At 69.6% G+C, this 14,570-nt stretch carries 10 protein-coding genes; 5 read left to right on the top strand and 5 right to left on the bottom strand.

The window, feature by feature from the left end; genetic code table 11:
* Positions 1-35: 35 nt before the first annotated feature.
* Positions 36-1,493 carry a PLP-dependent aminotransferase family protein gene (locus C6361_RS28105; protein WP_107261333.1) on the top strand — a complete coding sequence of 486 codons (1,458 nt, stop codon included), beginning with the start codon at positions 36-38 and terminating at the stop codon, positions 1,491-1,493.
* A 55-nt stretch (positions 1,494-1,548) separates the two neighbouring features.
* Entirely contained in the window at positions 1,549-1,953 is a 405-nt protein-coding gene (locus C6361_RS28100) for an NUDIX domain-containing protein (protein ID WP_107271230.1), read from the top strand.
* A gap of 101 nt (positions 1,954-2,054) precedes the next feature.
* Here the strand turns inward: C6361_RS28100 and C6361_RS28095 are convergent, their stop codons facing one another.
* Together C6361_RS28095 and C6361_RS28090 are read right to left on the bottom strand one after the other, a co-directional pair.
* Positions 2,055-2,798, bottom strand: coding sequence for an ATP-binding protein (locus tag C6361_RS28095; RefSeq protein ID WP_159079513.1), 744 nt, complete (start codon positions 2,796-2,798; stop codon positions 2,055-2,057).
* Between the two features lie 454 nt (positions 2,799-3,252).
* On the bottom strand, positions 3,253-5,079 hold the full coding sequence (locus C6361_RS28090) for a long-chain fatty acid--CoA ligase (RefSeq protein WP_107269551.1): 1,827 nt from the start codon (positions 5,077-5,079) through the stop codon (positions 3,253-3,255).
* Positions 5,080-5,516: 437 nt separating this feature from the next.
* Between C6361_RS28090 and C6361_RS28085 the strand changes: the two genes are divergently transcribed.
* A complete protein-coding gene (locus tag C6361_RS28085) occupies positions 5,517-5,810 on the top strand; it encodes a hypothetical protein (RefSeq protein WP_234359056.1) in 294 nt (97 codons plus the stop codon).
* Positions 5,811-5,865: 55 nt separating this feature from the next.
* On the opposite strand, the gene C6361_RS28080 is transcribed toward C6361_RS28085, so the two are convergent.
* Together C6361_RS28080 and C6361_RS28075 are read right to left on the bottom strand one after the other, a co-directional pair.
* Positions 5,866-6,291, bottom strand: a complete 426-nt coding sequence (locus tag C6361_RS28080; RefSeq protein WP_107269550.1) for a hypothetical protein — start codon at positions 6,289-6,291, stop codon at positions 5,866-5,868.
* Positions 6,288-7,133: a hypothetical protein gene (locus C6361_RS28075; RefSeq protein ID WP_107269549.1), complete on the bottom strand. Its 846-nt coding sequence runs from the start codon at positions 7,131-7,133 to the stop codon at positions 6,288-6,290. Before C6361_RS28075 ends, C6361_RS28080 begins: the two co-directional genes overlap by 4 nt.
* Before the next feature lie 117 nt (positions 7,134-7,250).
* Here C6361_RS28075 and C6361_RS28070 point away from each other — a divergent pair, with 117 nt between their 5' ends.
* Positions 7,251-10,700 (top strand): helicase-related protein, encoded by a 3,450-nt coding sequence (locus C6361_RS28070; RefSeq protein WP_107269548.1) that lies wholly within the window; start codon positions 7,251-7,253, stop codon positions 10,698-10,700.
* 4 nt (positions 10,701-10,704) lie between these two features.
* Here the strand turns inward: C6361_RS28070 and C6361_RS28065 are convergent, their stop codons facing one another.
* Positions 10,705-11,517 (bottom strand): ribonuclease HI, encoded by an 813-nt coding sequence (locus C6361_RS28065; protein WP_159079512.1) that lies wholly within the window; start codon positions 11,515-11,517, stop codon positions 10,705-10,707.
* Between the two features lie 226 nt (positions 11,518-11,743).
* On the opposite strand from C6361_RS28065, the gene C6361_RS28060 reads away from it, so the two are divergent.
* Positions 11,744-14,536: a DUF1156 domain-containing protein gene (locus tag C6361_RS28060; protein ID WP_107269546.1), complete on the top strand. Its 2,793-nt coding sequence runs from the start codon at positions 11,744-11,746 to the stop codon at positions 14,534-14,536.
* Positions 14,537-14,570 lie beyond the last annotated feature (34 nt).

Raw genomic sequence — 14,570 nt, 5'->3', positions numbered from 1 at the left:
AGCGGTACTGAAGGGCCAATCGAGGTGAAGTGGCTATGACCAGCCTCGTTCGAGGCGCACAGCTCGGCCGGATGCTCGGGCAGTGGCACGCCCTGCCGGGGCGCCGGCGCAGCCCCGACTACGTCGCGCTGGCCGGCGCGGTGCGCGGGCTGCTCGCGGACGGCCGGCTGCCGCTCGGGGTACGCCTGCCGGCCGAGCGGGAACTGGCCGAGGCGCTGCGGGTCAGCCGGACCACCGTCACCGCCGCCTACCGGGAGCTGCGGGAGAGCGGGCACCTGAACAGCCGCCGGGGGGCCGGCAGTTGGACCACCCTGCCGGGCGGGCACCGGGTGGCGAGCTCGGGACTCTGGACCCCGCAGGACGACCTGGACATGATCGACCTCGGCTGCGCCGCGCTGGCCGCCCCGGCGGAACTCGCCTCGGCCGCCCGGGCCGCCGCCGAGGACCTGCCCCGCTATCTCGGCGGCGCCGGCTACCACCCGACCGGGATCGTCGAGCTGCGCGCGGCGGTGGCCCGGGGGTATACCGAGCGGGGCCTGCCGACCAGCCCCGAGCAGATCATGGTGACCAACGGGGTGCAGCACGCCCTGGACCTGGTGCTCCGACTCGCCCTGCCGACCGGCGGCAGCGTACTCGTGGAGTCGCCGACCTATCCCAACGCGCTCGCCGCGCTCGCCGCGCGCCGGGCCCGGATCGCCACCCACGGCCTCGCCACCGAGGGCACCGGCTGGGACGCCGACCTGCTGCTCGGCAGCCTCCGGCAGACCCGTCCCCGGCTGGCCTACCTGATCCCCGAGTTCCAGAATCCCACCGGCCACCTGATGCCGGCCGAGCTGCGCGAGCGGGTGGTGGCGACCGCGCACGCCAGCGGCACCGACCTGGTGGTCGACGAGTCCTTCGTGGACCTCGCGCTGGACGGCACCGAGGTGCCCCCGCCGACCGCCGTCTTCGACCGCCATTCCCGGGTCGTCACCATCGGCGGGATGAGCAAGCCGTACTGGGGCGGCCTGCGGATCGGCTGGATCCGCGCCTCGGCACCCCAGGTGCAGCGGCTGGCGGCGGCCCGGGTCGGGGTGGACATGGCCGGTCCGGTACTGGACCAACTGGTCGCGGTACGGCTGCTCGGTCACGCCGGGACGATCGTGCGGGCCCGGCGGGCGCAGTTGGCCGCCCAGCGCGACGCGCTGCTCGCCGCGCTCCGGGCGGAGCTGCCGAACTGGCGGGTGCGGACCCCGGCGGGCGGGGTGACGCTCTGGGCCGAGCTGGACGGCCCGATCGCCAGCGCGCTCGCCCGGGCCGCCGAGGAGGCGGGGGTACGACTCGCCCCCGGCCCGAGGTTCGGCCTCGACGGCACCCTGGAACGCTTCCTCCGGCTGCCGTTCACGCTGCCCGCCGCCGAGCTGACCGAGGCGGTACGCCGGATCGCGGCCGTCCGGTACGACATCGACCGGGCGGAGCGCCCGCTCTGGCGGGAGCCGGTGGTGATCGCCTGAGCGGGCCCCGCCGGGGTCTCCGACCGGCCTTCCTGCGATCATCGGCCCGGTGACGATGATCGACAAGACGATCGACAAGATCGCCTGGATCCGGCTGGAAGAGGGCCGGATCCTCAGCTCCCGCTCGCACGGCAAGGACGTCTACTACCTGCCGGGCGGCAAACGGGAGCCCGGCGAGACGGACCTCGAAACCCTGGTACGGGAGATCGAGGAGGAACTCAGCGTCGCCGTCGTCGCCGGTACCGCCGAGCCGGTCGGCGTCTTCACGGCAGCGGCGCACGGGCACCCGGCCGGTACGGTCGTCCGGATGACCTGCTACGCGGCCGAGTACCGGGGTGTGCTGCGACCCGCCAACGAGATCGCCGAGATCGTCTGGCTGGGCTATGCCGACCGGCACCGGGTCTCCCCGGTCGACCAGGTCATCTTCGACCACTTCCACGGCACCGGCGAGCTGCGCTGAGCCCGTTCCCGCCCAGGCTGAGCCCGTCGCTGGCACAGCCCCCGGTCAGGCCGGCGGTTGACCAGGGTCCGGTCGGGCCGGTGGCCGGGTACAGCGTCCGGTCAGGCGGGATAGCCGGCCCGGGGGATGGTGACCAGGCTGGGCAGGCGCAGCCGGGACGCCGGAGTGGCGGCCAGGCTGGCCCAGACGATCTTGCCGTCGCTGCCGGGCAGTACGCCCCAGTTGGCGACCGACCGGCTCACCATGCCGAGCCCGCGACCGCGCAGCGCGAGCGGCTGCCGCGGATCCGGGGCCGACTCCCGCCGGGGCAGCGCCGGTACGCCGGGGTGCCGGTCCGCCACCGCGATCCGCAGCCGCTGCCGGTGGTGGCAGAGCGTGAGGTCGATGTCGGTACCGGCGTGCTCGACGGCGTTCGCCACGAGTTCGGAGGCGACGAGCTGGGCCTCTTCGGCGACGTCGGAGAGGCGCCACCGCTCGCAGCACTCCCGGACCAGTCCGCGCGCCGCGCTCACCGCCTGCGGCACCGGCGGCAGCCGACGGTGGGCCCGCCGGGCGCGGGCCGACACGGGGTAGGGCCGGATCCGGCTCAGCGCGTCGGTGAGCCGGGGATAGATCCGGACCCGCCGGGTGGGCAGGCGGCGCAGCAGCACGGTCAGGGCCGAGGCCGGTGCGCAGACCAGCACGGTCATGCCGCGCCGGCACGACTCCCGGAGCATCACCATCGCCGGCAGCAGGGTCGGCAGCAGCTTGTCCGGGGCGATCCGGGTGCAGTCCACCGCCACGTACGGCGGGTGGTGCGCGGCGCAGCGCGAAATCGCCCGTTGCAGTGTGTATGCCTGAGCCACGCTCCACCGGCCTGCCAAGGTGATCACCAAGGCACCGGTCTCCACGTGCGCTGCCACCGTGGCCACCATCACCGGAACCCCCTTACCGCCCGCGTACCGTCACGACCGGGCACCTGATCTTGAGCCCGCCGTGCGCCTGACTCTGCTCTTACCCCGGTGACGGGTCGGTGAAGCCGCCCCGATGTCACCTTGTCGCCGGTAGTCGAGCCGGAACCGTCGGTAGCGCCCCGGCCGGCCGAGCCAGGGTGGCTGAGCCGGGGGTGGCCGAGCCGGGGGTGGCCGAGCCGGGGGTGGCTGAGCCGGGGGTGGCCGAGCCGGAGGGTGGCCGGGCCGTCGGCCGGGTCGCCCGCAGGCCCCGGAGAGCACCGGACCGCCGGGCGATCGCGGGTCGCACGGCGGTCCGGTGGGGTGCCGGATCCGATCCCGGAGGGGAGGGACCGGATCGCGGACGGGCTCAGATCTGGGCGAGAGTGCCCTCGTACATCTGGTCGATCTCCGCCTTGAAGCTGCTCTCCACGGCACGACGCTTGATCTTCATCGACGGCGTCATCTCGCCGTCCTCGACGGTCAGGTCACGGGTCAGCACCGTCACCTTCTTGATCGTCTCCCAGCGGTTGAGCTTCTGGTTCAGCTCGGCGACGTAGCCGTCGACCATGGCACGCACCTCGGCCGAGGAGACGATCTCCGCGTACGGGCGGCCGGCGAGCGGACCCCCGGCGGCCCAGGTGCCGATCGCGTCCGGATCCAGGGTGACCAGCATCGTGCAGTAGTTGCGGGCCTGCCCGATCACCACCACCTGCGAGGTGTACGGGCAGAGCGCCTTGAACATGCCCTCGATGTGCGACGGCGAGATGTACTTGCCGCCCGACGTCTTGACCAGGTCCTTCTTCCGGTCGGTGATCTTCAGGAAGCCGTCGTCGTCGAGTTCGCCGATGTCACCGGTCCGGAAGAAGCCGTCCGAGGTGAACGCCTCGGCGGTCTCCTCGGGCAGGTTGTGGTAGCCGCGCATCACCGGCATGCCCCGGAGCAGGATCTCGCCGTCGGAGTCGATCCGGCACTCCAGGTCACCCATGGCCTTGCCGACCGTACCGATCTTGAGGGCGCCGGGCCGGTTGACGAAGTTGCCGGCGCTGGTCTCGGTCAGCCCGTACCCCTCGGAGATCGGCAGGCCGGCCGCGGCGAAGAAGTGCGCGATCTCCTGGCTCAGCGGCGCGGCGCCGGAGACGAGTACCCGGATCCGGCCGCCGAGCCGGGCCTGGAGCTTGCTGAAGACCAGCTTCTCGGCGAGCCCGTAGCGCAGCCGCAGCCCGGCCGAGACGGGCTGGCCGGCCTGCTCCAGCGCCACCTTGTGCTTGCCGGTCCGGACCGCCCAGGCGAAGATCTTCGCCTTCGCGCCGCCCGCCGTCTGCGCGGTGGTGACCGCCCGGTTGTAGACCTTCTCGAAGATCCGGGGCGCGCCGCACATCAGGGTCGGCCGGACCACCCCGAGCAGCTCGACCAGCCGGTCCAGCCGGCCGTCGACGTAGGTGGGCATGCCGACGTGGATCACGCCGCAGATCAGCGTCTTGCCGAACGAGTGCGACAGCGGCAGCCAGAGGTACTGCAGGTCCTCCGCCTTGATCAGTCCGAGCTGTGCCTGTGCCACGCCCTCCCAGCACCAGCCGGCGTGCAGCAGTTCGACGCCCTTGGGCCGGCCGGTGGTGCCGGAGGTGTAGATCAGGGTGGCCAGGTCGTCCTGGTCGATCTCGGCGACCACCCGGTCGATCAGCTCCGGGTCGCTCTCCAGGGCCAGCGCGCCCTGCACCTCCAGGTCGGCGAGGGTGAGCTGCGGCGGGGTGGCGCCCGGGTCGGCCGGCCCGTCGATCAGTACGACGTGGGTCAGCGCCGGCAGCTCCACCCCGGCGATCTTGGCCGCCTGTCCGGCGTCCTCGGCGATCAGCACCTTCGAGCCGGAGTCGGCCAGGATGTAGGCGGTGTCCTCCGGCTCGGTGGTCGGGTAGACCGTGGTGGTCGCGCCGCCCGCGCACATGATGCCGAGGTCGGCGAGGACCCAGTCGAGCCGGGTGTTGGCCAGGATCGCCACCCGGTCCTCGGAGCCGACGCCGAGGCCGCGCAGCCCGGCCGCGATCGCCTTCGCGCGCTGGCCGACCTGCGCCCAGCTCAGCCAGACCGGGCCGGAGTCGTCCGGGGCGGGGTGGGCGAAAGCGTCCCGGTCGGGGGTGGCCGAGACACGCTTCAGGAACATGTCGGGGATGGACCGGTAGGGGACGTCGAGTGCCATGGCGGGGGGTGCCTCCGAGATATCGTCGCGTGACGGTGATCACGTTGAGTCGCGGTTACCGAAGGGTATTGGGTGCCCCGGGGCCTCGGCTAGTGCCGATCGGTCCGGCTGGCCGTACCGATCGGACCGGGGTCGCCGCTGCCGCCGGGTCGACCGGCTCGGCAGCGCGCCGTTCCCGCCGGTAGGCTCGGCCGACTCAGAGTGGCAAACCCGAAATTTCCGAGTACGTCTGGCAAGCTATCGGGGCGTCGGCCCAGGCTGGCCGGGCCGGCGGCACCGCCCCAGGCGGGCGGAGCGCGAAGGTAACCGAATTTCGGGTGAGGTCATCCACCATGGGTCATCTGAGGTCATCCACCCTGGGTCAGCCAGGACCGGCCACCGGAGGTTCCGGTCCCGGCGACGGGCTGCCGGGCCACGTCATCCACCTTCCGGTTGCCGTGGACACCCTGCACGCCGCCACCGAACTGGCCGCGCGGCTGGCCGAGTCGCTGGCCTTCCTCCCGGAACTCGATGCCGGCGAGGTCACCGTGTCGGCCGAGGACGCCCAGCACGAGCGGTACCGGGTCTTCTGCGACCGGCTGCTCCTCGGCGCCGGCCGGTGCGGCGAGCGGGAGGGTCACCGGGGCGCCTGCGTCGCCGGCCCGCCGGCCGCGACCGGGGCGACGACCGGGCGCCGGGCACTGATCGACGCGACCTCGGGCTGGGCCGGAGCGCTGCCGCCGGCCGGATAACCACCCGGGCACGGGGCCGGGCGAACCCGCCGAAGGGCGGCGGACCACCGAGGGGTCAGCCCCAGGGCACCATACGCACGTCGCCCAGATCGGCCACCGCGACCCGGTCCTCGACCGCGAGTACCCCGACCATCCGCTCGGCCTCCGGAATCGTCACGTGTCGGCCCAGCGAGGCGGCGGCCTCCGGATCCGGCGTCTCCAGCCAGAGCCTGCGCTCCTTCCACCGCATCTGCACGATCCCGCCGGAGCGGCCGAGGAAGGAGACCCAGGCACCCGTGCGGACCGGCATCCGGCGCAGCAGGTCGACACTCTCCCGGAGGGAGAGCGGCACGCCCTGGTATTCGCGCCCCGCCGAATGCTCCCAGGTCGCCTCCACCAGCCCGCCGTCGCCGCCGTCACCGGACGCTCCACCCGGCCCACCCTGGTCCTCCGGGGCGGTGTCGGCCGTACCGCCGGACCGGAGTTGCCGGACCAGTGTCATCCCGGCGTACCGGTCGCCCGGGAGTCGGGCCGGTCGAGGTCGGCGAAGGAGCCGACCAGGGTGTCCCAGTCCCGCCGCACGGTGAGGGTGGTGCCGTCCAACGTGAGTCCGATGCGGGTGCCGGTGGGCAGCCAGGGCAGGTAGAGGCTGGCCAGCCGGGTGGCCGAGATCGGCCCGGTGGTCGGGGCGTACACCCCGCGCCAGGTGTCTGGGACCTCGATCTCGACGGTGACGTCGTCGTCGACCGGGGGCGGGAAGGCCGCCAACCGGCCGGTACGGCGCCGCTGCCAGGTCAGCGGGACCCGGATCCGAGCGCCGGTGTCCCCCGCCCAGTCCACCGGCAGGTCGTGCTCGCGCAGTGCCGCCGCCACCTCCGCGCCGATCTCCGCCGACGGCGGCTGCTCGAAGAGCCCGTACGCGACGTACACGGCTTCGCCGTCGGCACCGCGCTCCGCGTCCTGCTGGTGGTAGAAGGCGTACCCGCGCGGCGTCTCGCCGTCGGCGACCTCGGCGCCCATCTCGGCGAGGCCGCAGTTCTGGCAGCAGGTGAAGTTTTCCCGGGCGACGATCCCGGCCGCGTCCAGGGCCCGGAAGGCGAGGGTGAGCCGATCGCTGTCGGTCACCTCCGGCCAGTCCGCCTGCGCGGCGGCGTGCGCGGCGAACTCGGCCCGGGCCACATCCCGGGCCAGCGCGTCGACTCGGGCCGGATCGTATTCGTCGGCCAGGTATTCGACCGCACCGGCCACCATCGCGTCGTACGGCAGCTCGCCGAGCGCGACGTGCCGCCGGACGTACTCCTCGACCAGGTGCCGGAACTTGTCGGCGTCGTCTCCACCGTCCACGGCGGCGAACCCTAGCAGCGGTGTCCGACAAGTACCGCTGCTCGGTAGGGACAGCATCCATAGGGGACTTGCGGCCGTAAGGTTCAAGGGCCAGGGATGTGAAGGTGGTGAAGCGACGTGCGGCTGGAGGACCTCGACCGGAGCGTACGGGTACGTGGCATTGTCGTGGACAAGGTGGTCGAGGTCATCGCGGTGACCCCGATGGGGCCCGACTCGATCCTCGTCGTCTACCAGGCGCCGGGAGAACGACCCGACCACCGGATCATGCTCCGCTCCGACGAGTCCGGCCTGACGGAGGAAGCGCCTCGGGTCGCGGCGTTCGATGCGGATCCGGCGGAGTTCAAGCTCGCGGCCGAGGCGCTACGGATCCAATGCGCCGCCCAGTCCGACGGAATGGTCGCGGTCACCACCAGCGACCTGGAGCCGCTGCCGCATCAGATCGAGGCGGTCTACGGCCACATGCTCGACAAGGTGCCGCTGCGGTTCGTGCTTGCCGACGACCCGGGCGCGGGCAAGACGATCATGGCTGGTCTCTACATGAAGGAGCTGCTGCTCCGTGGCGACCTGGGGCGCTGCCTTATCGTCGCGCCCGGCGGGCTGGTCGAACAGTGGCAGGACGAGCTGCGGGAAAAGTTCGGCCTGCCGTTCCGGCTGCTGACCGGAGACCTGATCAACGCGACGGCGCTCGGCGACAGCGTCTTCGCGGAGCATCCTTGGCTGATCGCCAGGATGGACCAGCTCGCGCGGAACGAGGGACTGCTCACCCAGTTGGAAGCCACCGACTGGGATCTTGTGGTGGTAGACGAGGCACACCGGATGTCGGCGCACTACTTCGGCGCCGAACTCAAGACCACCCGTCGATACCAGTTGGGGCAGCTCCTGGGGCGGGTCAGCCAGCACCTGCTGCTGATGACCGCCACTCCGCACGCCGGCAAGGAGGACGACTTCCATCTCTTCCTGGCCCTGGTGGATCCGGATCGGTTCGAGGGCCGGGCGCGTGGCCATGCGCCACGGGCCGACGGCGTGTTGCTGCGCCGGGTGAAGGAGGAGCTGCTCACCTTCGAGGGCAGGCCGCTCTTTCCCAAGCGGGCGGCCTACACGGTGGACTACGAGCTTTCCAGTGCGGAGAGCGGCCTCTACGAGGCGGTCACCGACTATGTGCGGCGGGAGTGGAACCGGGTCGACCAGCTCCGAAGTGTGGGCGAGGCACGCCGGGGCAACACCGTCGGGTTCGCGCTGACCGTGCTCCAGCGTCGGCTGGCGTCCAGCCCCGAGGCGATCCTGCGTTCGCTGGAGCGCCGGCAGCAGCGGTTGGAGCAGCGGCTCAAGGAGACGCTGAACAGGACGCCGTCGCCCGACGCCGCCGATCGGCTGCTCGGGGACGCGGACCCGGACGACCTGCTCGACGACCTGGACGCGGAGCAGCGGGAGAGCATGGAGGAGGAGGTCGTCGACGCGGCCACCGCCGCCCGGTCCGCCGCCGAGCTGCGCCAGGAGATTGCCGTACTCCGGAATCTGGTGGCGATCGCCCGACGGGTCCGGCACGCGGAGACGGACCGGAAGTGGACGCAGCTTCGCGGCCTGTTGCAGGACAACCCGGAGCTGCGGGACGGCAACGGCGACCCGCGCAAACTGATCGTCTTCACCGAGCACCGGGACACGCTCAACTATCTGGTCGAGCGGATTGGCACCCTGCTGGGCCGCCCGGAGGCGGTGGTGTCGATCCACGGCGGCGTACGCCGGGAGGAGCGCAAGGCGACGCAGGTGCGGTTCACCTCGGACCCGACCTGCGTGATCCTGGTCGCCACGGACGCGGCGGGGGAGGGTCTGAACCTCCAGCGGGCGCACCTGATGGTCAACTACGACCTGCCCTGGAACCCGAACCGGATCGAGCAGCGGTTCGGCCGGGTGCACCGAATCGGCCAGACCGAAATGTGCCACCTGTGGAATCTCGTCGCCGTGAACACCCGGGAGGGCGACGTCTTCCTGCGGCTGCTGGCCAAGCTGGAGGAGCAGGCGCGGGATCTCGGCGGCCAGGTCTTCGACGTGCTCGGCGAGGCGTTCGAGGGCCAGCCGCTGCGGGAGCTGCTGGTCCAGGCGATCCGGACCGGGGAGCTGCCGGAGGTCCGGGAACACCTCAACAAGGTCATCGACGATCGGGTGGGCGAGGGCGTCAAGAAGCTCATCGCCGACCGGGCGCTGCACCGGGACCTGCTTTCGCTGGCCGACGTCGAGCGGATCAGGCTGCGGATGGAGGAGGCGCGGGCCCGTCGCCTCCAGCCGCACTACATCGAGGGGTTCTTCCGGGACGCGTTCAGCCGGTTGGGTGGCCGGCTCGGCCCCCGGGAGCCGGGCAGGTATCAGATTTCACATGTGCCGAACCTGGTGCGCGAGGAGCGGGGACCGGCCGGCCCGGTGGTCGCCCGGTATGAGCGGGTCTGCTTCGACCGCGCGAGAGTCAGGGTCGAAGACCAGGTCAGCGCCGAGTTGCTCGCCCCCGGTCATCCGCTGCACGACGCGGTGATCGGGCAGACCATCAAGCGTTATACCCCCGCGCTGGAGCGGGGCTGCGTCCTGGTCGACCGGCTGGACCGCACCGAGCAGCCCCGGCTGTTGGTGGCCATCCGCGAGGAGATCGTCGACGGCAACGACCGGATGGTGGCACGCCGGTTCAGCTACGTCGAGCTGTGGCAGGACGGCAGGTCCCGACCGGGCACGGCGCCGTTCCTCGACTACGCGCCGGCCACGGACGCCGAACGGGCGGGCCTGTCCGAGGCGACCTCGGCACCGTGGCTGGCCGAGGCGAGCCGGACCGCCGAGCAGTGGGCCGCCGGGGTCGAGCTGCCGCAGTGGTACGCGGAGGTCAGCGAGCGGCGCGCAGCGGAGATCGAGCGGACCCGCCGGCTGGTGCGTGAGCGGCTCGCCACCGAGATCAACCACTGGTACACCGAGGCGCAGCGGCTGGCCACGCTGGTCAGTGACGGTCGGAAGCCGCGGATCCAGCCCCGGGCCGCCGAGGCACGGGCCACCGAACTGGAGCGGCGACTGGAACGCCGGCTCGCCGAGCTGGACCGGGAGGGGCACCTGCACGCCCGGCCACCGGTCGTCGGGGCGCTCGCCGTGGTGGTGCCGCAGGGGTTGCTGGACGGTCTGGCCGGAGCGGCGGCTTCGACGTACCCGACGGAGACGATGACCTCGGCGCGGCGCGCGGTCGACGCGGTGCTCGCGGCCGAGCGGCGGCTCGGCCGCGAACCCGAGGAGATGGCACACAACAATCCGGGGTACGACATCCGTTCACGCACCCTCGACGGCCACCTGGTGCACATCGAGGTGAAGGGCCGGGTCGACGGCGCGGAGGACTTCTTCGTCACCAACAACGAGATCCGGGTGGGCCAGAACGCCGACCGCTACCGGCTGGCCCTGGTGGCGCTGCACCCGGACGGCCCGGCCGGCGACCAGGTGCGCTATGTGCATGACCCGTTCGCGGGGGAGCGGGTGTCGGCCCTGGTCGACGGGGTGCGGTTCAGTTGGCCGAAGATGTGGCAACTCGGCCGGGAGCCGTCGTAATCGCCTACTGCCGGAACCGGCCGAGTACGGCGGCGGCGGTGCGATAGGCGTCTGCCTTCGCCACGTCCTCCGAGACCCGTCCGGTGGCCCACAGGCCGGCGAACTTCGCCAGCGCGTCAGCGCCTTCGTTCAGCGGGTGGCCGGTGTGGCCACGTACCCAGCGAACGGCGATGAGCTCGGAGTGCTCCACGACTTTGCGGCGCAGCAACTCCAACTTGGCAGTCCGCCAGCTCTCCCGGTGCACCGTGTAGCCGCGCGGCATCCGGGTGCTGCCGGTACGCCACTCCTCGATCAGTTCCAGGGTGTCCATCGAGTCGGTCACCAGCACGACGCGGTGCTGTGGGACCAACCGGTGGACGGCCCAGAAGACGGCCCGCATCTCGCCGTTGCTCACCGGGTCGCCGCCGATCCGGCGGGGCATAAAGACGCCGCCAAAGCCATAGTTGCCGTTGGCGGCGACGTACCCCCAGCAGGTCGGCCCGCCGTATGGGGGCCGATCGGCGTTGCGACGTTTCCGGTACGAGCAATCGGTGCCGATGACCAGCGGTTGACCGTCACGCTGCCAGCCGGGGACTTCGACGCTCCCCTTGTCCTCCATGAACGGGTCGGCCTTGACTTGTCTGATGCTGCCCCGACCGGACCGGATGTCTCGGGGCCCCGCCTTCGGCCCGGGACGAGTTTCGTCGCAAATGTTCGACGGAAACTTGAGCAGGGCCTCGGCAGAGTGTCGCCAGGTCCCGTCCTCGGGCACGGTCACGAGGTAGCAGTTGCAGCAGATTCTTGCTTGGGGTTCGGTGGTCGCATCCGGCTGGGTCACGCCCGCCTCACTCTCTCCAGTCGGTCGTTTCGCGAATCGAGAGTGAGTGTTCCGTTACTGAAGGTCAATCCACTGCTTCGCGATTGCGGCGAGCCGACCTGGTGGCATTTGGTGCCGAACAGGGGATTTTGTTGCGGTAGCTGACCGCAAGCAGACAGTCTCGGAGGCGGTTCGGGACGGTGGCGGTATCGTGCTGACGCCGCGTGTGGGCTCGGGAGGGGGACGTATGGGGAAGCAGCCGTACAAGCGCAAGCTGATCGAGGTTGCGCTGCCGCTGGAGGACATCAACCGCGAGGCGGCGCGGGAGAAGTCGATCCGGCACGGCCACCCCTCGACCCTGCACCTCTGGTGGGCCCGCCGGCCGCTGGCTGCCGCACGGGCGGTCCTCTTCGCCCAACTCGTCGACGATCCGTCGGCGCATCCCGACCAGTTCCCCACATCGGAGGCACAGCAGGTCGAGCGGGAGCGGCTCTTCGACATCATCCGCGAGCTGGTGAAGTGGGAGAACTCCAACGACGAGCGAGTGCTGGCCAAGGCGCGGGCCGAGATCTGGAAGTCCTGCGACGGCAACCCTCCGCCGATCCTGGACCCGTTCGCGGGCGGCGGCACGATCCCGCTGGAGGCGCAGCGGCTCGGCCTGGAGGCACACGCCTCGGACCTGAACCCGGTGGCGGTGCTCATCAACAAGGCACTGATCGAGATCCCGCCGAAGTGGGCCGGCATGCCGCCGGTCTTTCCCGGCGCGGCCGAGTCGAAGCTCGGCGGCTGGCCGGGCGCCACCGGACTGGCCGAGGACGTACGCCGGTATGGCCAGTGGATGCGCGACGAGGCGGAGAAGCGCATCGGGCACCTGTATCCGAAGGCGAAGCTGCCGGACGGCTCGGAGGCCACCGTCATCGCATGGATCTGGGCCCGCACCGTGAAGTGTCCCAATCCCGCCTGCGGCATCATGATGCCGCTGGTCCGCTCCTGGTGGCTCGGCAAGAAGAAGGGCAAGGAGGCGTACGTCGTCCCATCCGTCGTCAACGGCCGTGTCGAATTCTCCATCGGCCACGACGTACGCCAGGCTCCGACGAAGCTGAGTGACGGAACCGTAGGCGATAACCGTGCCTTTTGTATCGGCTGCGATACTGTCGTGCCTTTGGTCTATATTCGGACCGAGGGCAAGGAGGGCCGGTTAGCCGAGCAACTCATGGCGCTTGCTGTTGAAGGGAATCGGCGACGTACCTACCTCGCGCCCACTGACGAACATTTGATTGCTGCCACTGTCCCCCGCCCCGCCGATGTTCCGGATACTGAGTTGCCCGAACAGGCGCTCGGCTTCCGGGTACAGGGATATGGCATGACGCGCCATGTCGATCTCTTCACAAATCGTCAGCTAACGACGCTCGTGTACATCCGGGATCTTGTTCAAGAGGTTCGCAGTCAGGTACTGCAAACGATCCTTGCGACTGGGCGTCTCGCGGGTTCCCGATTGGCGGACGGCGGTACTGATTCGGTCGCTTATGCTGACACTGTGGCGTTGTATCTAGCGATTGCATTCAGTCGGACCTGTGGCTCAATGACTCGTTTGAACATGTGGAATCCTGCGCCGAGTAAAGAAGGAATTGGCGGGCTCTTCAAACTCCAGACGATCTCCATGAGTTGGGACTTCGCTGAGGCGAACCCCTTCTATGTAGGGCCGGCGGAAATTGGCACTAGCGCGAGCTGGGTATCAAAAGTGCTTGCATTCCTGCCCTCGCGTTCAGCAGGCGTTGCCGTCCAGCGAGACGCGAAAGCCCGCGAGTACCAGGGGCTCGCGGTCTCAACTGATCCACCATATTACAGCAATGTCGGGTATGCGAGTCTTTCTGACTTCTACTACGTATGGCTTCGGCAAGCGTTGGGCGACATCGCGGGCACCTTGATGCAGACGCTGCTTGTGCCGAAGGCCGACGAGTTGGTAGCGGATCCGGCTCGACATGGTGGCGCTAAGGCGGCGGACGACTTTTTCGAGGACGGCTTCAGAGCGGTATTCTCGGCCGCTAGGAGGCAGGCCAATTCCGAGGTTCCACTCACGGTATATTACGCCTACAAGCAATCGGAGCAATCCAACGAAGGTGAGGTGTCGACTGGCTGGCAGACTCTTCTTGAGGGAATGATTGACGCGGGTTGGACCGTGACCGGAACATGGCCTGTTCGTAGCGAGCGATCCGGTCGGGTTCGCGATGTGGGTTCTAATGCCTTGGCATCTTCAGTCGTTCTCGTGCTCCGACCGCGCCCCAAGGATGCTGAAGTCGTAGACCGGCGGACCTTTATTGGTGCACTAGAGGAGGAACTGCCAGGAGCGCTGCGCGAGCTACAGCACAAGAATATCGCGCCAGTTGATTTGGCTCAGGCCGCAATTGGGCCCGGGATGAAGGTATTTTCTCGTTATGCGAGGGTCTCGGAGCCAAGTGGCGCGACAATGCGTGTGCATACCGCCCTCATCTTGATCAACGAGGTTTTAGCAGAGGTACTTTCGGAGCAGGAGGGAGATTTTGACCCCGTCACTCGTTGGTGTGTCAAATGGTTCGAAGGCTACGGGTTTGATGAGGGTACTTCTGGTGACGCGGAAACGCTGGCAAGAGCTTTGAATATATCGCTAGGGGGCCTCGAGCGGGCGCGAGTTGCACGAGCCCGTGCCGGTAAGGCATGTCTTGTGGCGCCAAACGAACTTGATCCGAGGTACGATCCAGAGCGCGACGACCGGCCGACAGTATGGGAGGGCGCACTTCACCTGTCTAGGACGCTGGAGGAACAAGGGGTACAGGCGGCTGGTGCGTTGATGTTAAGGCTTGAGAAGCGAGTCAACGTGGATGCAGTCAGAGAGCTTTCTTATTTGTTATTCGGTGCCGCCAGGAATAGATGGCCCCAGACCGCACTCCGCTTCAATAGCTTGGTAACGTCCTGGTCAGACATTATGTCAGCTAAGAGTGTGCCCACCAATGGCGATGCTACCGATGGTCAGAGGGCGTTCGATTTCGAGGATCTCGACTGAGCGTCAGGCAGGAGCTTGACCATGCCATGTCCTG

It is taken from the genome of Plantactinospora sp. BC1 (assembly GCF_003030345.1).
Classification (GTDB): Bacteria; Actinomycetota; Actinomycetes; order Mycobacteriales; family Micromonosporaceae; genus Plantactinospora.
Note: the sequence above shows the minus strand (reverse complement) of the source record. Positions and strands in the feature narration are given on the sequence as shown.

Excerpts from the sequence above, each read along its gene's own strand:
- C6361_RS28090 (WP_107269551.1), bottom strand. The coding sequence starts at position 5,079 with ATGGCACTCGACGTCCCCTACCGGTCCATCCCCGACATGTTCCTGAAG.
- C6361_RS28100 (WP_107271230.1), top strand. The coding sequence starts at position 1,549 with ATGATCGACAAGACGATCGACAAGATCGCCTGGATCCGGCTGGAAGAG.
- C6361_RS28060 (WP_107269546.1), top strand. The coding sequence starts at position 11,744 with ATGGGGAAGCAGCCGTACAAGCGCAAGCTGATCGAGGTTGCGCTGCCG.
- C6361_RS28080 (WP_107269550.1), bottom strand. The coding sequence starts at position 6,291 with ATGACACTGGTCCGGCAACTCCGGTCCGGCGGTACGGCCGACACCGCC.
- C6361_RS28105 (WP_107261333.1), top strand. The coding sequence starts at position 36 with ATGACCAGCCTCGTTCGAGGCGCACAGCTCGGCCGGATGCTCGGGCAG.